Annotated in this window: 12 protein-coding genes; all 12 read left to right on the forward strand. The window is 58.5% G+C overall.

Annotated features, from left to right (window positions below; all coding sequences use genetic code 11):
• Positions 1-46: 46 nt before the first annotated feature.
• Positions 47-1,123 (forward strand): S-methyl-5-thioribose-1-phosphate isomerase, encoded by a 1,077-nt coding sequence (mtnA, locus tag GIR22_RS21855; RefSeq protein ID WP_154745352.1) that lies wholly within the window; start codon positions 47-49, stop codon positions 1,121-1,123.
• Positions 1,124-1,281: 158 nt separating this feature from the next.
• Positions 1,282-6,246, forward strand: a complete 4,965-nt coding sequence (locus GIR22_RS21860; protein WP_154745353.1) for a membrane-targeted effector domain-containing toxin — start codon at positions 1,282-1,284, stop codon at positions 6,244-6,246.
• Between the two features lie 328 nt (positions 6,247-6,574).
• A complete protein-coding gene (gene gyrA / locus GIR22_RS21865) occupies positions 6,575-9,229 on the forward strand; it encodes a DNA gyrase subunit A (RefSeq protein WP_154745354.1) in 2,655 nt (884 codons plus the stop codon).
• 317 nt (positions 9,230-9,546) lie between these two features.
• Entirely contained in the window at positions 9,547-10,632 is a 1,086-nt protein-coding gene (serC, locus tag GIR22_RS21870; protein ID WP_178122405.1) for a 3-phosphoserine/phosphohydroxythreonine transaminase, read from the forward strand.
• Positions 10,632-11,726, forward strand: a complete 1,095-nt coding sequence (gene pheA / locus GIR22_RS21875) for a prephenate dehydratase (protein ID WP_154745356.1) — start codon at positions 10,632-10,634, stop codon at positions 11,724-11,726. The genes serC and pheA overlap by 1 nt, the downstream gene beginning before the upstream one ends.
• Positions 11,727-11,735: 9 nt before the next feature.
• On the forward strand, positions 11,736-12,848 hold the full coding sequence (hisC, locus tag GIR22_RS21880) for a histidinol-phosphate transaminase (protein WP_154745357.1): 1,113 nt from the start codon (positions 11,736-11,738) through the stop codon (positions 12,846-12,848).
• A 28-nt stretch (positions 12,849-12,876) separates the two neighbouring features.
• The gene (locus GIR22_RS21885) at positions 12,877-15,087 is read left to right on the forward strand and encodes a bifunctional prephenate dehydrogenase/3-phosphoshikimate 1-carboxyvinyltransferase (protein ID WP_154745373.1); all 2,211 of its coding nucleotides are present in this window, start codon (positions 12,877-12,879) and stop codon (positions 15,085-15,087) included.
• Positions 15,084-15,773, forward strand: a complete 690-nt coding sequence (gene cmk, locus GIR22_RS21890) for a (d)CMP kinase (RefSeq protein WP_178122407.1) — start codon at positions 15,084-15,086, stop codon at positions 15,771-15,773. The genes GIR22_RS21885 and cmk overlap by 4 nt, the downstream gene beginning before the upstream one ends.
• Positions 15,774-15,894: 121 nt before the next feature.
• Positions 15,895-17,583 (forward strand): 30S ribosomal protein S1, encoded by a 1,689-nt coding sequence (gene rpsA, locus GIR22_RS21895; RefSeq protein WP_154745374.1) that lies wholly within the window; start codon positions 15,895-15,897, stop codon positions 17,581-17,583.
• A gap of 325 nt (positions 17,584-17,908) precedes the next feature.
• Positions 17,909-18,205, forward strand: coding sequence for an integration host factor subunit beta (ihfB, locus tag GIR22_RS21900; RefSeq protein ID WP_032888918.1), 297 nt, complete (start codon positions 17,909-17,911; stop codon positions 18,203-18,205).
• Positions 18,206-18,229: 24 nt separating this feature from the next.
• Entirely contained in the window at positions 18,230-18,469 is a 240-nt protein-coding gene (locus tag GIR22_RS21905; RefSeq protein ID WP_154745358.1) for a lipopolysaccharide assembly protein LapA domain-containing protein, read from the forward strand.
• Between the two features lie 364 nt (positions 18,470-18,833).
• Positions 18,834-20,195 (forward strand): Wzz/FepE/Etk N-terminal domain-containing protein, encoded by a 1,362-nt coding sequence (locus tag GIR22_RS21910; RefSeq protein ID WP_178122408.1) that lies wholly within the window; start codon positions 18,834-18,836, stop codon positions 20,193-20,195.
• Positions 20,196-20,802 lie beyond the last annotated feature (607 nt).

Below are 20,802 nucleotides of genomic sequence, written 5' to 3' on the forward strand. Positions count from 1 at the left end.
GGATCGCTATAATCGGCGGCTTTTGTTCATGAGTGCGGGGTTAAGGATGCGCGACCGACTGTTGGCTGCGGAGAAGGTGAAGGCCATCGATTGGCGTGATGGCGCCCTGTATCTGCTTGATCAGCGCATGTTGCCGTTCGAGGAGACGTGGATCGCCTGCACCAGTGCGGCGGGCGTGGCCGAGGCTATTCGTTCGATGGTGGTGCGTGGCGCGCCGGCCATTGGTATCAGTGCTGCCTATGGTTTGGTCCTGGCGGCCCGTGCGCGGTTCGCCGAGGGCGGTGACTGGCAGGCAGCGTGGGAAGAAGACTACGCCCTACTGGCCGAGTCCCGTCCGACCGCGTCGAATCTTTTCTGGGCCATGAAGCGCATGCGTGATCGTCTGGACCGTCTCAAGGCGCATGCCGACCCGCTGGCGGTGCTGGAGGCCGAAGCGGTGGCGATCCACAGCAGTGATCGCGAAGCCAACCTGACCATGGCCCAATTGGGCGTCGACCTGATCCGCAAGCACCAGGGCAATCCCCAGGCAATCCTTACCCATTGCAATGCCGGTGCCTTGGCGGGCGGCGGCTTTGGCACGGCGCTGGGAGTCATTCGCGGCGCGTTCCTGGAAGGCATGGTGCAGCAGGTTTATGTCAACGAAACCCGTCCCTGGTTGCAAGGTTCGCGGCTGACGGCGTGGGAACTGGCCAACGAGGGCATTGCGGTGACGGTGAATGCCGATTCGGCTGGCGCCCATATTCTCAAGACCAAGGGCGTTACCTGGGTCATTGTGGGGGCCGATTGCATCGCCGCCAATGGTGACGTGGCCAGCAAGATCGGCACCTATCAACTGGCCGTATGTGCCATGCATCACGGTGTGCGTTTTATGGTGGTGGCGCCAAGCTCCACCATCGACATGATGCTGGCCAGTGGCGATGAAATCCCCCTCGAAGAGCGTGAGGCCCGAGAGTTGCTGGAAGTCGGTGGCAAGCGGCTCGTGGCCGATGTTGATGTATTCAACCCGGTATTTGACGTGACGCCGGCGGACTTGATTGATGTGATTGTCACGGAAAAGGGCATTGTCGAGCGGCCAGATACGGCGAAACTGGCGCAATTGATGTGCCGTAAACGTTTGCATTAATGGCGCTGCGCCAGCTGTTTTTTCGTGTTCGGCGCAAGGCTGAGATAAGTGTATGGCAAGTTGAGTGAGCCTGTTTGGCAGGCTCAGGGGACACTCTCACTCTGCATCTGATCACAGGTGTGGAAGTGACCCCTTGGGCACTTTCAGGGCACTTGCCTATGTCTACCAGCATGTTTATCTCCTTATCTGTCCCGCCCATTGATGCCAATGATCTAATCGGCGTACTCCCAGAGCCCAGCCGGGCCTGGCATCTTGGGCAATTGCAAAAAGCTGTTGCCTCCAGCCAACAGCTACTGGCCCGGCAACCGAGCCTGGCGCAGCTGGCTGAAGAGTTGCTCAAGCAGGCACTTTCCAGCACATTCAGTGGCCAAAATATCGATCCGGATACGGTTTACCTGCCGCGTGAACCGGTGACGGGTGCGCCGCAGCAGTCTTTGACACAGTTGTTTCAACAGGCATTGGCCAGCGGGCGGTTTCCTGTGGCTGCTCAAACACTGGCTTTTTGCACCGCTGATGGCGTGCTAGTCGAAATTGAGCTGCAACGCTTCGTGGGCGTGGTGAGTGAATGTCTCACGCGCTTGTCAGAGTGTTACCGGCTGCGCCTGAGTGAGTTCTGGCGTGCACCTGCCGTTGCGGACAGCAGCCGTACCCGGCGCGAAGTTTTGCTGCAACATCGCTGCGATGCGTTGGCCAGGGAGGCGGCACTGCGCAGGGCCGATAACCTCGCGGATTCGACTCAAGGCATCACTGCGCATGGATTGGCGCTCGTGCGGGCTCTGATTCAGCCGGATGCGCCCGAGCTGCCCGAAAGTCCTGCAATGGGCCTGTATCGTCTGGTGATCAAAGGGGCAGATGCGGATATTGATTTGACCGCAGCCTTCATGTTGACCACCGGCGGGCTAAACAGCCTGAACCCCGTGTTGTTGTATACGCCGCAGCGAGGGCTGGAGGAGTTTGTATCGTATTTCGAGATGCTCAATGAACTGAACTTACGGTGGATCACCGATGGGGGCCGTGACGGAGTTTTGGGCAACGTGGCGGTTGCGGATTTTGACCGGGTGCTCGCCCTGCGCCGAGCTGGACGCGCGGTTTGGGTAGCTGTCAGGCTTTTCCCCGAGGCGGCAGAGTCTTTGATGGAGCGGTTTCTGAATGAGCAGTTGGCGCAGCAGCAAAGCAACGTGATCACGGTGCTGGAGGCGCTCAAACCCGATGTGAGCGTTCGCCTGCCGGCGGTATTGGCTCTGGCGCAAGGCTTGCCCAGAGATCTGGCCAGCAGGCCGCTTCGTCCCGACACTCTGCCGGCCCTGCCTTTAGTGGGGGTATCGCTGGAAGATCAGCAAAAAAACCTTGTGCGCCAGATGAGCGCCCTCAATACGCTAATCGCCAAGTTGCTGGCCGGCAAGCCGCAGGTGGAGCGTTTTTTTCAGCTGCAACTCAAGAACATGTTTGGTGCTGTCACTGAGCAGATCCGTCCGGCAGAAATTTACTTCACTCGCACGCGTGTCGATGAACAGGGAGTGCAGCAGTGTCAGTCCAGCGAAACGCTGGAGGCGCTGTTGACGCAATTACTGGCGAGTCAGGAGGATGACGTCAATCAGGACCTGCATGGCGATGGGGCTTTTTATGTTGAGCCCGATAGCTTGAATGAGCACTACAAGCTCCATCCGGTCGGTACGCTGAACGATCTGGTTGCGGTGCTGAAAGCTCAATTGCCGACCTTGGTGAGCGAGTTCTGGAACGCCCCCCAGGGGGATCAAGGGCTACGGTATGAACTGCTGATTCGCGCGCGTAAGCAGGCGCTGGCTATCGAAGCGGCGTTGCGGGCGCTGGATGGCACATTGCAGCCGTTGAGCAGGGCATTGATTGACCGCCTCTTGCAGTATCCCACCCAGGCTGCGCGGGAGTTAGCGTATCGCGGTACGCCGCGCCCGCAGGTTTACGCCTTGTCGCTGGCTGACGGTACTCGATTCGCGGGCGTGTTCATTCTGAGTGGCGACGCGGAGAGGATCCACAGAACGCCGCTGATTCTGTGGACGCCCGGTGAAGGGTTTGAAGAGTACGCCGATCGCGCCGCTTTATACGGCGCAATCATTCAGCGTCTCAATCAAGCGGGGCCGTCCGGCGTCTTGCTTGCTCGCAGCCTGCCGGTGAAGGCGCGAACTGCAAAGGCCGGGATGTGGGGGGAATCCGAGCGCTTCGAACTGGCCGAGGTAGCCTGCGATTTTGTCGCTGATAGCATTCATTCCTTGTTGACAACGCAGCAGCAGGAACTGAACTCGCTGCTCGCCAGCGCTGAACTGTTACAGGTTGGCGTGCCGGATCAGCGGATTGACCTGGCCCCTCAACTGGATATCGCTGGCGCGTTTGTGGCACGTAACCGGCATCTGGAAGACCAAGCCTTGCCGGCCTGGCAAAAAGCGCTGGCTGCGGATGCGCGGCGGGTGTTGCAGCGCTTGGAGCTGGCTGCGCAAAGCAAAAATCGCCAGTTGGCCGTTTGGCTCGAGGGAATCCCAAGCCTCGCCGAGTATGCGCGGCAAGCTCTGCGTAACAAGCTGCAGACATTCCTTCAGGCCAAAGGCCTGCCCGCCAGCGCCGCGCAACGGATCGACCCGGACAAAGTGGTGGTTGTCAAAACCGAGCACGTAAGGCTGACTTACTCGCCTGCGCCAGGCGTAACACAACCGGTTGAGCGAGGCTATGTGGAGCGGGTGAGTCTGACTGAGCTGGCCTTGAAAAACGTCGAGCCCTGGCATCAGAGTCTCTCCTGGACCTCCCGTGAAACCCTCGAGGCACCACTGATCTACGCAGATGGCAGCCGGGTGTTTAACAGCAGCGGTGAGGCGTTGGTGCTTTCGCGGGAGCAGCTTGAGCAGTGGGTCAAGGACATCAATGCCGGTGACAGCTACCGATCAGGAGTGCTCAAGATAAAATTCGCGCCGCCCGCCCAGTCGCAGGAAGCCGCGCAACGGGCACAAGCCTGGATGTCGGCTCAGAGCGCCACTCTGGAATATGAGGCACGGCTCGCCCGTCTTGACCCGGCTGTTTACCCAACCCCTTTGGCCGATGACCCGGCCCGCAAGCGCGGGGAGCAATGGGTTAGCGCCGTGCTGGCATCCTGGGCGCCGCAGGGCAGGCCCCTGGTGGAAGGCAAGGCCGTGGTTGCGAACTTTCTGGTTCTGGGTACGCCCAAAGAGGCCCCTGAAGTTGGCGGAGGTCAGTTGGTGCTGGGGCTTCTCGTCATCTGCACGGATGAAGATGCGCAAAGGGTACTCTACGCACCCGATGCGCCGGATGGCATGAATCTACGTGAGCTGCCTGACGAGGCAGCGTTGCTGGCACTGCTGAAGAGCCCGGCATGGCGGGCGTACCTGATGCAGCGGATTGTGGTCAAAGGCGAGGGCATTACACGCGCACCGTGGCTCACTCGAGAAATGCGGTTATTACTGACTGACTCTGTCTTTCTCAAAAGTATCGCGTCAGTACTGCCACCTACCGGGCCTGATCCGGCTGGGCTGCCGGTGATGACAGTCAGTCTCGTACCCTGTCTGGCATCCTTGCTGCAAGGCCTGTATTACATGCAAGTCATGCGGCAGATGGAGTTGGCCGATCGAGGCTCGGTGAGCAACGCGCAAGTCGCCCGCCAGTCCACCTTCAACAAAGTGATGTTCGGTATTGAGGTGGCTGGGAATTTATTGGACATGCTCCCTTGGGCGGCACATTGGGCAACTGGGGCCTTGGGAATCTGGCGGCGCCTTTCACACAACATGGTCCGCACATTTCGTACCCGGGGGCTGGTTATTCCTGGGCTGATCCTGCGTTGGGGGCCCGGCGCCAGACGTGTGGTGAGCATGGAGGTGGCAGGTGATGTCATCGGCCAGCCTGTTTTGCTGGGTGTCAAGCCCTTGTCCGTCTCTCCCTTTGCGGCGAGCTCGACGGTAACGGCTCATTCGGCGCTCTTCGAGGTTCCCGCACCGCTGGCGCTGACCTCGTTTGTTCCGCCAGGGTGGCGCAGCGCGGCGGTGCCGCAGGGTGAGGCGGCTGCGCTGTTGCGAGGGCTGGAGCCCAACAGCAAAGGGATTTACCGCACCGCAGCCGGCGACTACCTGATTCGTCCGCTGAGCGCTGATGGGCGGGCGACGGTGTATCGGATCAAAGGTGATTTCAAGCTGTATGAGGGCGACGAACTGACGGTAAGTATCATCGATGGGCGCAGCCGTATCGAGGTCGGCTTTCTGCAATATGGCGGATATGGCCAATGGCGCCCTGTGGCGCTTCGGGGTGGGGGGAGGGGAAGTTCAAGGTCGGCCGTGGACCTGCCTGAAGAGGAGTTTTTGTCGTCTGCCGACTATAGGGCTGGAAACCATCTGGCTTTTGATCTTCCGGAATCGACCGGTACCTTCCATGGCGCCTGGTTTAAAAGGGATTGGCAGCGTTTCTACAAGAGTGTCGTTAAGCCGCCAAGGCCTGAGCCGCTCTCGCTGGCGCCCTCGGCAACCCTGGATGATCTGATTGAGCAGGTGTTTGCCAAGGCGGATGGCATGGTGCTTGGGGAGGCGCATAACCAAATCGCCAGTATTACCTTCTTCCAGAAGAAGATGCAGGTGCTTTACGATCGAGGCGTTCGCACGCTCTACATCGAGGGCAGCCATGCCACCGCTGCACCGATTACCGCTGCTCGAAGCTCTGGTGATTCACGGCATATCGTGGCTGCGAAGGCCAGAAGCTGTGGGATCCGCGTGCGCGGCCTGGATGATGATGCTTTGACCTTGCACAGGGACCCGCTCACCATGGCTGCTCACATAGAAATGTCCACGCGACTTGAGGAAATGAATTATTTCGCTGTTCGGCAAATTGAAACTTATCGTGCCGTTGATGGTGGAAAGTGGGTGGCATGGGTCGGGTCAGATCATATGAACACGGTTTCCGGGGTTCCGGGGCTTGCTGATCTTACAGGCGCCTTTGGTGTTCGCATCAAGGACGCCAGGCCCGGCCAGGCGATCACCATCACGCTTCCCGTCAGTGGGTTTTGGTTCGCCGGGCCAATAGGCGATGCCCAGGTCGATATGGCATTAACGGCTTCTGCAGTGCGCACGCCCATAGCACCTAATACGATTTGGAGTTGAGTGGCCTGGTTCATTGGGTATTCGAGTAAAAATGAACCTTGAATTCAACTGTCAATGGCCTCTGAGCCTCTCTCGTCGCCGCCAAGCCTGTCACCCGTCAACTTACTACGCTCCATGCACATCAGGGGGATAGGTGCGTGGCGGCGATTGTGATACCATTCGGCGGTTTCCAGGGTCACCCCAAGGGGCGGCCCTTAATGCGCAGATCCGTGTCATAACTCGTTGATTTGTCGTAAGTCGTTGCCAGGCATCATGCCGGCGGCGGCGAGCTTCGTTCGTCCCATATGGATGTGACGAGGTTTCACCCGAAAAAGGAATCAGGCTTCTCATGGGCGAACTGGCCAAAGAAATCCTCCCGGTCAATATCGAAGACGAGCTGAAACAGTCCTACCTCGACTACGCGATGAGCGTAATTGTCGGTCGGGCACTGCCTGATGCGCGCGATGGCTTGAAGCCCGTGCACCGGCGTGTGCTGTTCGCGATGAGCGAGCTGAGTAACGACTGGAACAAGCCGTACAAGAAATCTGCCCGTGTTGTCGGTGACGTGATCGGTAAGTATCACCCTCACGGTGATACTGCGGTGTACGACACCATCGTTCGGATGGCCCAGCCATTTTCCCTGCGCTACCTGCTGGTAGACGGCCAGGGCAACTTCGGTTCGGTCGACGGCGACAACGCGGCGGCCATGCGATACACCGAAGTGCGCATGACCAAACTGGCGCACGAGCTGCTGGCTGACCTGCACAAAGAAACCGTGGACTGGGTGCCGAACTACGACGGCACCGAAATGATCCCTGCGGTCATGCCGACCCGTATTCCCAACTTGTTGGTCAACGGCTCCAGCGGTATCGCCGTGGGCATGGCCACCAACATCCCGCCACACAACCTCGGTGAAGTCATCGACGGTTGCCTGGCCCTCATCGACAACCCCGAGTTGACCGTCGATGAGCTGATGCAATACATCCCGGGTCCGGACTTCCCGACTGCCGCGATCATCAACGGTCGCGCCGGCATCATCGAAGCCTACCGCACCGGTCGCGGCCGCATCTACATGCGGGCCCGCTCGATGATCGAAGACATCGACAAGGTCGGTGGCCGTCAACAGATCGTCATCACCGAACTTCCTTACCAGTTGAACAAGGCGCGTCTGATCGAAAAGATCGCCGAGCTGGTTAAAGAGAAGAAACTTGAAGGCATCACCGAACTGCGCGACGAGTCCGACAAGGACGGTATGCGCGTCGTGATCGAACTGCGTCGTGGCGAAGTGCCTGAGGTGATCCTCAACAACCTCTACGCCCAGACCCAGCTGCAAAGCGTGTTTGGTATCAACGTTGTAGCGCTGATCGACGGCCGCCCACGGATCCTCAACCTCAAGGATCTGCTGGAAGCTTTCGTGCGTCACCGCCGCGAAGTGGTCACCCGCCGTACCGTGTTCGAACTGCGCAAAGCCCGTGAACGTGGGCACATCCTGGAAGGCCAGGCGGTTGCGCTGTCGAACATCGACCCGGTTATCGCCCTGATCAAGGCCTCGCCGACTCCGTCGGAAGCCAAGGAAGCGCTGATCAATATGCCGTGGGAATCCAGCGCCGTAGTGGCGATGGTTGAACGCGCCGGTGCTGATTCGTGCCGCCCAGAGACCCTGGACCCGCAATACGGCCTGCGCGATGGCAAGTACTTCCTGTCGCCGGAGCAGGCCCAGGCCATCCTGGAACTGCGTCTGCACCGTCTTACCGGCCTTGAGCACGAGAAGCTGCTGGCCGAGTACCAGGAGATCCTCAACCAGATCGGCGAGCTGATCCGCATCCTCAACAGCGCCGTGCGCCTGATGGAAGTGATCCGCGAAGAACTGGAATTGATCCGTGCCGAATACGGCGATGTGCGCCGCACTGAAATCCTGGATGCCCGTCTCGACCTGACCCTGGGTGACATGATCCCGGAAGAAGAGCGCGTGGTGACCATCTCCCACGGTGGTTATGCCAAGACCCAGCCGCTGGCTGCGTACCAGGCCCAGCGTCGTGGCGGCAAAGGTAAATCGGCGACCGGCGTCAAGGATGAGGACTACATTGCTCACCTGCTGGTTGCCAACAGCCACACCACGCTGCTGCTGTTCTCCAGCAAGGGCAAGGTGTACTGGCTGAAAACCTACGAAATCCCGGAAGCATCCCGCGCTGCCCGTGGTCGTCCGTTGGTCAACCTGCTGCCGCTGGACAGTGATGAATACATCACCACCATGCTGCCGGTGGATGAATACACCGAAGGTCACTTCATCTTCATGGCTACCGCCAAAGGCACCGTGAAGAAGACCCCGCTGGAATCCTTCAGCCGTCAACGCAGCGTGGGCCTGATCGCCCTGGAGCTGGACGAAGGCGACGTATTGATCAGCGCGGCCATCACCGATGGCGAGCGTGAAGTCATGCTGTTCTCCGACGGCGGCAAGGTGACCCGCTTCAAGGAATCCGACGTGCGTGCCATGGGCCGTACCGCCCGCGGTGTGCGAGGCATGCGTCTGCCGGAAGGGCAGAAGCTGATTTCGATGCTCATCCCCGAAGAAGGCAGCCAGATCCTCACGGCTTCGGCCCGTGGTTATGGCAAGCGTACGGCTATCAGCGAGTTCCCTGAGTACAAGCGTGGCGGCCAAGGCGTTATCGCCATGGTCAGCAACGATCGCAACGGCCGTCTGGTCGGTGCGGTCCAGGTGCTGGATGGCGAGGAGATCATGCTGATTTCCGACCAGGGCACCCTGGTACGTACCCGGGTTGGTGAAGTGTCGAGCCTGGGTCGTAACACCCAGGGCGTGACCTTGATCAAGCTGGCCAGCGACGAAACCCTGGTGGGCCTGGAACGTGTCCAGGAACCATCGGAAGTCGAAGGCGAAGAGCTGGAAGGCGAGGAGCTTGAGGGCGAGGTGATCGCCGGTAGCGATGACAACGTCGAGGAGCCAACCCTCGACGCTGCCGCAGGCGAAGAAGAACCGCAGGAATAAGCGGACACACAAGGGGGCGGATGAAGATTCGCCCCCTTGTTGTTTGTCCCTTGTGAAATAGGCCTGGCTTGCATGGACGCTGTTTACTTGTAGCCGCTGCCGAGGCACGAGGCTGCGATGGGGTCCGCAGGGCCCCCTCAGGGGTCGCTTCGCAACCCATCGCAGCCTCGTGCCTCGGCAGCGGCTACAGGTTTTCGCCGGACTCAAGAGATGCGTAGATACCCATGCCTATCGCAGGCAAGCTAGCTCCCACAAAATCCGCGCCCTAGTGCGTTGATGATATTGATTGCAGACCCACCAGACCAGAGAGATTGGATGTGAGCAAGAGAGCCTATAACTTCTGTGCCGGTCCCGCGGCGCTTCCTGAAGCAGTCCTGCAGCGTGCGCAGGGTGAACTCCTCGACTGGCATGGAAAAGGCCTCTCCGTGATGGAAATGAGCCATCGCAGCGATGAGTTCGTGTCCATTTCCACCAAGGCCGAGCAGGACCTGCGCGACTTGCTGGGCATCCCGTCCGACTACAAAGTGCTGTTCCTGCAGGGTGGCGCGAGCCAGCAGTTCGCCCAGTTGCCGCTGAACTTGCTTCCAGAAGAGGGTACTGCCGACTATATCGATACCGGTATCTGGTCGCAGAAGGCCATTGAAGAAGCTTCGCGCTACGGCCACATCAATGTTGCCGGTACTGCCAAGCCTTACGACTACTTCGCGATTCCAGGTCAGAACGAATGGAAGCTGTCTGCGAATGCGGCCTACGTGCACTACGTGCAGAACGAGACCATCGGCGGCCTGGAGTTCGATTGGGTGCCTGAGGTCGGTGACGTCCCGCTGGTGTGCGACATGTCTTCGGACATCCTCTCGCGGCCTATCGATGTATCCCGCTACGGCATGATCTACGCCGGCGCCCAGAAGAACATCGGCCCGAGCGGCATCCTGGTCAATATCATCCGTGAAGACCTGCTGGGTCGCGCCCGCTCGCTGTGCCCGACCATGCTCAACTACAAGGTCGCAGCCGACAACGGTTCGATGTACAACACTCCGCCAACCCTGGCCTGGTATTTGTCTGGCCTGGTGTTCGAGTGGCTGAAAGAGCAGGGCGGTGTGGCCGCCATGGGCAAGCTCAACGAAGAGAAAAAGCGCACGCTTTATGACTTCATCGACGCCAGTGGCCTGTACAGCAACCCGATCAACCTGACGGATCGCTCGTGGATGAACGTGCCGTTCCGCCTGGCGGACGACCGTCTGGACAAGCCATTTTTGGTGGGCGCCGAGGAGCGTGGGCTGTTGAATCTCAAGGGTCACCGCTCGGTAGGCGGCATGCGCGCTTCCATCTATAACGCCGTCGACCTCAATGCCGTCAAGGCGTTGGTGGCCTACATGGCAGAGTTTGAAAAGGAACACGGCTAATGTCTGAGCAAGAACTCAAGGCCCTGCGCGTGCGTATTGACAGCCTGGACGAGAAAGTCCTGGAACTGATCAGTGAGCGCGCGCGCTGCGCCCAGGAAGTGGCGCGGGTGAAAATGGCTTCCCTGGCTGAAGGCGAAGTACCGGTGTTCTACCGTCCGGAGCGTGAGGCCCAGGTGCTCAAGCGAGTGATGGAGCGCAACCAGGGGCCACTGGGCAACGAAGAGATGGCGCGGTTGTTCCGCGAAATCATGTCGTCGTGCCTGGCCCTGGAGCAGCCATTGAAAGTGGCCTATCTGGGCCCTGAAGGTACCTTCACCCAGGCCGCAGCCATGAAGCACTTTGGTCATGCTGTGATCAGCAAGCCGATGGCCGCAATCGATGAAGTCTTCCGTGAAGTAGCTGCCGGTGCGGTGAACTTTGGCGTGGTGCCGGTGGAAAACTCCACCGAAGGCGCGGTCAACCACACCCTCGACAGCTTCCTTGAGCACGACATGGTGATCTGTGGCGAAGTCGAGCTGCGTATCCACCACCACTTGCTGGTGGGTGAGAACACCAAGACCGACAGCATCAGCCGTATCTATTCCCATGCCCAGTCCCTGGCCCAGTGCCGCAAGTGGCTGGACGCCCATTACCCGAATGTCGAGCGCGTGGCGGTGTCCAGCAACGCCGAGGCGGCGAAGCGGGTCAAGGGTGAGTGGAATTCGGCTGCGATCGCCGGTGACATGGCTGCCGGCTTGTACGGCTTGACGCGCCTGGCTGAAAAAATCGAAGACCGTCCGGACAACTCCACGCGCTTCCTGATGATCGGCAGCCAGGAAGTGCCGCCGACCGGCGACGACAAAACGTCGATCATCGTCTCCATGAGCAACAAGCCCGGCGCGCTCCACGAGTTGCTGGTGCCGTTCCACGACAACGGGATTGACCTGACGCGCATCGAGACGCGTCCTTCGCGCAGTGGTAAGTGGACGTATGTGTTCTTTATCGACTTCGTCGGCCATCACCGTGACCCGCTGGTCAAGAGCGTGCTGGAGAAAATCAGTCAGGAAGCCGTTGCACTCAAGGTGCTGGGCTCTTACCCGAAAGCGGTTTTGTGAGGCTTTAATATGAGTGGCAACTTCCTCGCCCTGGCGCAACCGGGCGTGCAACAACTCTCGCCTTACGTTCCGGGCAAACCTGTGGACGAGTTGGCTCGTGAGCTGAACCTGGACCCTGCAAAGATCGTCAAGCTGGCCAGTAATGAAAACCCCCTGGGCCCAAGCCCCAAGGTACTGGCGGCGATTCGTGAAGAGCTGGCCGAGCTGACCCGTTACCCCGACGGCAACGGCTTTGCCCTCAAATCCCTGCTGGCAGAAAGCTGCCGAGTGGAGCTGGACCAGGTCACTTTGGGCAACGGTTCCAACGACATTCTCGAACTGGTGGCCCGTGCTTACCTGGCGCCTGGCCTGAACGCGGTGTTCAGTGAGCACGCCTTTGCGGTCTACCCGATCGTCACCCAGGCGGTCGGAGCCCAGGCGCGGGTTATTCCGGCGAAGGACTGGGGTCACGACCTGCCGGCCATGCTGGCGGCCATCGATGCTCAGACGCGCGTAGTGTTTATCGCCAACCCGAACAACCCTACCGGCACCTGGTTTGGTGTGCAGGCGCTGGACGACTTCCTGCAAGACGTTCCGGAGCACGTACTGGTGGTGCTGGACGAGGCTTACATCGAGTACGCCGAAGGCAGTGACCTGCCGGATGGCCTGGATTTTCTCGCGGCTTATCCGAACCTGCTGGTCTCGCGGACTTTCTCCAAGGCCTATGGCCTGGCGTCGTTGCGGGTTGGCTATGGCCTGTCGACCGCAGTCGTCGCCGATGTATTGAACCGCGTGCGCCAGCCATTCAACGTCAACAGCCTGGCCCTGGCGGCGGCGTGCGCGGCGGTGCAGGATGCCGAGTACCTGGCTGAAAGCCGTCGCATCAACGAAAGCGGCATGCTTGAGTTGCAACAAGGTTTTCGCGAGTTGGGCCTGGGCTGGATTCCTTCCAAGGGCAACTTCATTTGTGTCGACCTGGGGCGGGTGGCTGCACCGGTATTCCAGGGGCTGTTAAGCGAAGGCGTGATCGTGCGGCCGGTGGCCAACTACGGCATGCCGAATCACCTGCGCATCACCATTGGCTTGCCGGCGCAAAACAGCCGCTTCCTTGAGGCGTTGGCCAAGGTTCTGGCTCGTGATTGATGTCACTGTATCGCAGCCTGCTGTGCCCATGATCGGTCGCCTGGTGGTGGTCGGCCTGGGATTGATCGGTGGGTCCTTCGCCAAGGGCCTGCGGGAAAGTGGCCTGTGCGGCGAAGTAGTCGGCGTGGACCTGGACCCGCAATCGCGCCAGTTGGCGGTTGAGTTGGGGGTTGTTGACCGCTGTGAAGCGGATCTGGCAGTGGCCTGTCAGGGCGCCGATGTCATTCAGTTGGCGGTGCCGATCCTGGCCATGGAGAAGTTGTTGGCAGTGTTGGCCAGCATGGATCTGGGCCAGGCAATCCTGACTGACGTCGGCAGCGCCAAGGGTAATGTGGTGCGCGCGGCGCGGCTGGCCTTTGGTGGCATGCCGGCGCGGTTCGTGCCGGGGCATCCGATCGCCGGGTCTGAACAGAGCGGGGTAGAGGCGTCCAACACGCAGCTGTTCCGTCGGCACAAGGTGATTCTGACGCCGCTGGATGAAACCGATCCCGCAGCATTGGCAGTGGTTGATCGGCTTTGGCGTGAGCTGGGGGCGGATGTCGAGCATATGCAGGTCGAGCGGCACGATGAAGTGTTGGCGGCGACCAGCCATTTGCCGCATTTACTGGCGTTTGGCTTGGTGGACTCTTTGGCCAAGCGCAACGAGAACCTCGAGATTTTCCGTTACGCCGCCGGTGGTTTCCGCGATTTCACCCGTATCGCCGGCAGCGACCCGGTGATGTGGCACGACATCTTCCTGGCCAATCGCGAGGCGGTGTTGCGCACCCTGGATACCTTTCGCAGCGATCTCGACGCCTTGCGCGACGCGGTCGATGCCGCAGATGGGCATCAATTGTTGGGCGTGTTCACCCGTGCGCGGGTAGCGCGCGAGCATTTCAGCAAGATTCTGGCGCGTCGAGCCTATGTGGACGCGTCCGTGAATGCCCACGACCTGGTTTTTCTCGCCAGCCCGGGCGGGCGCCTGAGCGGGCGTATCCGGGTGCCGGGGGATAAATCGATTTCCCATCGCTCGATCATGCTCGGCTCCCTGGCAGACGGCATTACCGAGGTTGAAGGTTTCCTTGAGGGCGAAGATGCCCTGGCGACCTTGCAGGCCTTTCGTGACATGGGCGTCGTGATCGAGGGGCCCCACCATGGGCGCGTCACGATTCACGGCGTCGGCCTGCACGGCTTGAAGCCGCCGCCGGGGCCGATCTATCTCGGCAACTCCGGCACATCCATGCGATTGCTGGCCGGTTTGTTGGCGGCGCAGAGCTTCGACAGCGTCTTGACGGGCGATGCGTCGTTGTCCAGGCGCCCGATGAGTCGCGTGGCCAAGCCATTGCGGGAAATGGGCGCGGTGATCGAAACTGGGCCGCAAGGGCGTCCGCCATTGACCATTCGGGGTGGCCAGGTGCTTAAAGGGCTGGCCTACAAGCTGCCGATGGCCAGTGCCCAGGTCAAATCCTGCCTGTTATTGGCCGGCCTGTATGCCGAAGGTAAAACGGCGGTTACCGAACCTGCACCTACCCGTGACCATACTGAGCGGATGTTGCGTGGTTTTGGCTGCCCGGTGGAGGTCTCTGGCGCTACGGCTTCTATCGAGCCAGGTCATGCGCTCCTGGCGACTCATGTCGAAGTGCCGGGGGATATTTCCTCTTCGGCGTTCTTCTTGGTGGCCGCCTCGATTGCCGAGGGCTCGGACCTGGTGCTTGAACATGTGGGCATCAACCCGACCCGCACCGGCGTGATCGATATTTTGCGGCTGATGGGCGCTGACATCACCTTGGAGAATCAGCGGGTGGTGGGCGGCGAGCCTGTGGCCGATTTACATGTCCGGGCGGCTGCGCTGAAGGGGATCGAGATTCCCGAGGCACTGGTTCCCCTGGCTATCGACGAATTTCCCGTGTTGTTTGTGGCCGCGGCATGCGCCAAGGGCCGAACGGTGTTGCGTGGCGCGCAAGAGTTGCGGGTCAAGGAATCCGATCGGATCCAGGTCATGGCTGACGGCCTGCTGGCGCTGGGCGTGAAGTGTGAACCGACACCTGATGGGATTATCATTGACGGTGGAGCGATAGGGGGTGGCGAAGTCCATGCCCATGGCGATCACCGGATTGCCATGGCGTTCAGCGTGGCTGCCCTGCGGGCCGAGGCGCCTGTTCGTATCCATGACTGTGCCAACGTTGCTACATCTTTTCCAAATTTTCTTACACTGTGTGCCCACGTCGGCATCCGTGTTGCCCAAGAGGCTCAATTGTGAATATTAAAGCACCGGTGATTACCATCGACGGGCCAAGTGGCTCGGGCAAGGGCACTATTGCCGGCCTCCTGGCCAAGCGCCTGGGCTGGTGCCTGCTGGATTCCGGGGCGCTGTACCGCCTGCTGGCATTTGCAGCGCGTAACCATGGCGTCGACCTGACCAACGAAGAGTCCCTCAAGTTGCTGGCCGCTCACCTTGACGTCCAGTTCCTCGGGGCGACGGAAGGTCATCCCCAGCGCATCATCCTTGAAGGGGATGATGTGACCGATGATTTGCGCAATGAACAGGTTGGGGCCTGGGCTTCCCAGGTCGCGGCGTTGCCGGCAGTGCGCGATGCCCTGTTGCAGCGCCAGCGGGCATTCCAGGAGCCGCCGGGCCTTGTGGCTGATGGTCGAGACATGGGCACGGTGGTGTTTCCCGAGGCTCCCTTGAAGATTTTCCTGACCGCCAGCGCCGAGGAGCGAGCCCGCCGCCGTTACTTGCAGTTGAAGGGCAAAGTCGATGGTGTTAGTCTGTCGAGTCTGCTAGATGAGATCCGTGCACGCGATGAGCGTGACACCCAGCGTGCTGTAGCCCCGCTCAAACCGGCGGCTGACGCTATACAGCTGGATTCCACGGAGTTGTCCATCGAGCAGGTGTTGGAACGCATCTTGAGTGAAATCGCCATTCGCGATATCGCCGGGTGACTCAGAAGGCGCGCAGGGGACCAGTCCCAGTCCTGTGTGTCTTCTCTTATATGAACGTAACCCACACCGTCTGGGGTGTGGCAGATGGGCGTATTCTTCGCCCTTATCAACAGGAATTAAAATGAGCGAAAGCTTTGCGGAACTCTTTGAAGAAAGCCTAAAAACCCTGAACCTTCAGGCTGGCTCCATCATCACCGGTGTTATCGTTGATATCGATTACCAAGCTCGCTGGGTAACCGTTCACGCTGGTCTGAAGTCTGAAGCACTCATCCCGCTTGAGCAGTTCTACAACGACGCTGGCGACCTGACTATCAATGTCGGTGACGAAGTTCACGTTGCGCTGGACTCGGTTGAAGACGGCTTCGGTGAAACCAAGCTCTCCCGTGAAAAAGCCAAGCGCGCTGAATGCTGGATTGTTCTGGAAGCAGCCTTCGCAGCTGAAGAAGTGGTCAAGGGCGTTATCAACGGTAAGGTTAAAGGCGGCTTCACTGTCGACGTTAACGGCATCCGTGCGTTCCTGCCAGGTTCTTTGGTCGACGTTCGCCCAGTGCGCGACACCACGCACCTGGAAGGCAAAGAGCTCGAATTCAAGGTCATCAAGCTCGACCAGAAGCGCAACAACGTTGTCGTTTCCCGTCGCAGCGTCCTGGAAGCAGAGAACTCCGCCGAGCGTGAAGCTCTGCTGGAATCCCTGCAGGAAGGCCAACAAGTCAAAGGTATCGTCAAGAACCTCACCGATTACGGCGCATTCGTCGATCTGGGTGGCGTCGATGGCCTGCTGCACATTACCGACATGGCTTGGAAGCGTATCAAGCATCCATCGGAAATCGTCAACGTTGGCGACGAGATCGATGTCAAGGTCCTGAAGTACGATCGTGAGCGCAACCGTGTCTCCCTGGGCTTGAAGCAGCTGGGCGAAGATCCATGGGTCGCTATCAAGGCTCGTTACCCAGAAAGCACTCGCGTTACCGCGCGTGTAACCAACCTGACCGACTACGGCTGCTTCGCTGAGCTGGAAGAAGGCGTTGAAGGCCTGGTACACGTTTCCGAAATGGACTGGACCAACAAAAACATCCACCCTTCGAAAGTCGTACAAGTCGGCGACGAAGTGGAAGTTATGGTTCTGGACATCGACGAAGAGCGTCGTCGTATTTCCCTGGGCATCAAGCAGTGCAAATCTAACCCATGGGAAGATTTCTCTGGCCAGTTCAACAAGGGCGATAAAATCTCCGGCACCATCAAGTCGATCACCGATTTCGGTATCTTCATTGGTCTGGACGGCGGCATCGACGGTCTGGTTCACCTGTCCGACATCTCCTGGAACGAAGTGGGCGAAGAAGCTGTTCGTCGCTTCAAGAAGGGCGACGAGCTGGACACCGTTATCCTGTCGGTTGACCCAGAGCGCGAGCGCATCTCCCTGGGTATCAAGCAACTGGAAAGCGATCCGTTCTCCGAGTACGTTCAAGAGAACGACAAAGGCGCAATCGTTAAGGGCATCGTGAAAGAAGTTGACGCTAAAGGCGCCATCATCACTCTGCTCGACGATATCGAAGCGACTCTGAAAGCCTCCGAAATCAGCCGTGACCGCGTTGAAGACGCGCGCAACGTTCTGAAAGTTGGCGAAGAAGTAGAAGCCAAGATCATCAGCGTTGATCGTAAGAGCCGCGTAATCCAACTCTCCATCAAGTCGAAAGATGATGCTGAAGAGAAAGAAGCCATCCAGAGCCTGAAATCGGCTCCGGAAGCTGCTGCACCTGGTGAGACCACCATGGCTGCACTGCTGCGCGAAGCAATGGCTAAACAGAACTAAGTTCTGTAAGGCTAAAAAAAGGGCGACTTCGGTCGCCCTTTTTTGTGCCCGCAATTTCGTTCTCACAGGCCGGACATGGTTCTCGTGCCTTCTGCGGGCCCCTGATCGCCTTGTTCGACGATTGGCTGTGGCAGGCTCTATCTGTGGGTGCGTGACTTCGCGCTTCTCCTGCGGGCCCTGAAGAGGCGGCATCAAAAGCTTCAGCTTTCTGGTCCAGCCTTCAACTTATGCAAGATAAGTCAATACTCGGGCTGTTCAAACGTCTCGGGTCATGCTAAAACCTTCGAAGCACTTTTCCTAGCTGCTTGAAAAAGAAGGGAAAAATATGACGAAGTCGGAGTTGATCGAACGAATTGTCACCCATCAAGGGCTGCTTTCATCCAAGGATGTAGAGCTGGCCATCAAGACCATGCTTGAACAAATGTCACAGTGCCTGGCCACTGGTGATCGTATCGAAATCCGTGGGTTTGGCAGTTTTTCGTTGCACTACCGCGCCCCTCGCGTGGGTCGCAACCCGAAAACCGGCCAATCCGTCAGCCTGGACGGAAAATTCGTGCCCCACTTCAAGCCGGGCAAGGAATTGCGGGACCGAGTGAACGAAGACGAAGAAGACGGCGTCTGAGTGTTTTTTGGATAGGAGAAACCTATGCGCGGTATTAAGCGCGTTGCCCTGGTACTGACAGTGCTGGTCGCCGCCCTGGCGATCCTGGCATTTGTACTGGAAAACCAGCAGGACGTCGCCCTGTCGTTCCTGGGGTGGTCTACGCCGCAGATGCCGGTGTCGGTGTTTGTTACGCTGTCGTTGATCATTGGCATGCTTGTAGGGCCATTTCTGGGCGTGCTAATCACCCGGAAAGCGCGCACCAAGCACGTATCACAAGGCTGATCCGGCCTGCGGGGCTCTTGAGGGGAGACCGTTTGTCGCCTGGCGATGTTTAAACCCTGCGCAGTAAATTCAGGTTTTTTGCCCGCGGCATGGTCTGCGTCCTGAAAATCTCAGGGTAAGGTGCCCCCTGGTTCTTATGTAGGGTTTAACCCTATGCATGTAGGAATTGCCTTACAGATATGTCAAGTCTTGTAATGTAATAAATAGGTGGCAAAATGCTATTTGTTCTCGATAACAGGCATTTTGTGTGCCCAAAGCCCGGCAGCGACGCTCGGCTTTGCTGGCTGACCTTATAAGTACAAGAAACCCACAAAATCGTCTGCATAACGAGCCCGCAGTTTCTCTTTGAAGGCAGGTTTTTGTTGTGAGTAGTAGCTTCCGCGTGCCCCCAGTTTCCCCTTCCGATGAAATCGACGTTTTTGCGCTGACTCAGGCTGTATGGCAGCAGAAATGGCTCGTTATGCTGGCTGCTGCCGGCGTTGGCCTTGCTGCGGCCGTTTATGCTTTTGTCGCTACTCCTGAATACCATGTCAGCAGTGTTCTCAGGCCTGCTGCAATCAATGAACTCGATGCCCTGAACCGTTCCGACATCTATAAGTTGCCGCCAAGTGCTGCCTTGAAGAAAGTGGGGGCTTCTCTGGAGTCGTACGACACCCGCCTTGGGTATTTTCGTGAAAATCGAAAGTTGTTCGAAGAGTTTGAACGTCCGGGCCGGACGTTGGAGCAAAGTTTTGAAGAGTTCAATGCCGACTCGATCAAGCTCGTACTCCCGGACGCCAAAAAAGCCGACTCCCTGAGTGCTTACATTAAGCTGTCGATGAATTACCCGAAAGGAATGGACGGTGTTGCGATCCTTAACGGTCTCATTGCTTACGCGATTACGCTTGAGCGGCAGCAAATTGCCCAGGATATGGAAGTAATTGTCAAAAATAGGCTGAGTGAGATTGAAGGCAAGCTAGATGCCGCTCGAGCCAGCTATGACAATACAAAAGAAGCGAAAATTGCTTCTTTGACGGAGGCCGACACGATACGTCGCGCTCAATTGCAAGATGAGCTGAAGGCGATTCGGGCGCAATTGAAGACCCGGCGCGTGAACCGCATGGCACAGCTGAACGAAGCCATTGGCATCGCCGGGTCGCTGGGTATTAGAAAGCCAACAACCCCTTCCTCATTGGGCGAGTCCGATCGCGGCGGCTCCTCAAGTATGATGCGCACGGAAATCAATAATCAGCAGATTCCCTTGTACTTCATGGGTGTAGAGGCGCTGGAGGCTGAAAAGTCAGCGTTATCGCGGCGCAAGTCCGATGACTTCACCGAGGTGCGGATTGCGCAGATTGGCAAGGAGCTTCAAATGCTCGAGGCGAACCGCCAGATTGAAGTGCTGAATCAACGGAAAAATGAAGATCTCTTCCTGCGTGATGTAGAGCCCCTGCGCGCGGAAGAAGCTCGGTTGCGTCATCTGAATGTCGATACAAGCCGTATTAAGCTCGTCACCATTGACAGGCTTGCCCTGGAACCTTTGGCCCCTATCAAGCCTCGAAAGGTGCTGATTATAGCGCTGGGTATGTTACTGGGTGGCATTCTGGGTATGGGGCTTGCGGTTTCGCGTTACTTTTTCTCCCTGAGAAAGAGTAGTGGCGAAAAGATGGCTCTTTCAACTGTTCCTGTGGCGCTGGAGGCTCCTGCCTTTAATGGTTCCAGCGATCGGTTGGATGATCGCCGCTGATGTGTGAGGTTGAAGCTCCCGCATTGATCCTGCCCACAGTAAAATGTACTTCTGCTGAGCCCTGAGTTCGGGGAAGAGTTACTCTTTGCGTGGGCTTGACCCTGTAGTAGGTATTGTACTCATGGAGGGGGCTTTGAGGGATTGTGCGACGTGTGTGTTATGCTCATTTTTATGCTGGTCGCAGCCTCAAGTCATCGTAATTGAGATGGCTTCTGAAAGAGGCAGCAGAGTCTCATTAAATTGTTTGTTCGACTGGCGACTGCGCTCTGTCGGCGTCTTGTGACTGGTCGCTCAATTACGTCAGTGAAGTCAGCGGGTGCCCTGGTGGCATCCTGCTATAGGGTGTAGGTCGGTACAGGAGTTGTTACAGGTTAAACGAATTTTCTCAGTGCAATACCGGCATTGTTGTTCTGTTTTCATGGCCCACAGTAGCGTATTGACGTGGCTGAACAATTTTACGTAGGTGAGTCGATCACAAATCTGGGGTAGATGCGGGTCGCTAAGCCTTGGGAAGGCAGGCTTGTTCAGTGCGGTTGCTGTGCAGTGATGCCTACCGCACCGGGTGCTCTGGGTAAGGCAGCCTTGAGGGGTGCCAAGCCAGGATACA

Origin of the sequence: Pseudomonas karstica (assembly GCF_009707515.1) — a bacterium.
Classification (GTDB): domain Bacteria; phylum Pseudomonadota; class Gammaproteobacteria; order Pseudomonadales; family Pseudomonadaceae; genus Aquipseudomonas; species Aquipseudomonas karstica.

Coding starts and splice junctions, on each gene's coding strand:
- mtnA (WP_154745352.1), top strand. CDS start 47: ATGCGCGACCGACTGTTGGCTGCGGAGAAGGTGAAGGCCATCGATTGG.
- GIR22_RS21860 (WP_154745353.1), top strand. CDS start 1,282: ATGTCTACCAGCATGTTTATCTCCTTATCTGTCCCGCCCATTGATGCC.
- gyrA (WP_154745354.1), top strand. CDS start 6,575: ATGGGCGAACTGGCCAAAGAAATCCTCCCGGTCAATATCGAAGACGAG.
- pheA (WP_154745356.1), top strand. CDS start 10,632: ATGTCTGAGCAAGAACTCAAGGCCCTGCGCGTGCGTATTGACAGCCTG.
- hisC (WP_154745357.1), top strand. CDS start 11,736: ATGAGTGGCAACTTCCTCGCCCTGGCGCAACCGGGCGTGCAACAACTC.
- GIR22_RS21885 (WP_154745373.1), top strand. CDS start 12,877: ATGATCGGTCGCCTGGTGGTGGTCGGCCTGGGATTGATCGGTGGGTCC.
- rpsA (WP_154745374.1), top strand. CDS start 15,895: ATGAGCGAAAGCTTTGCGGAACTCTTTGAAGAAAGCCTAAAAACCCTG.
- ihfB (WP_032888918.1), top strand. CDS start 17,909: ATGACGAAGTCGGAGTTGATCGAACGAATTGTCACCCATCAAGGGCTG.
- GIR22_RS21905 (WP_154745358.1), top strand. CDS start 18,230: ATGCGCGGTATTAAGCGCGTTGCCCTGGTACTGACAGTGCTGGTCGCC.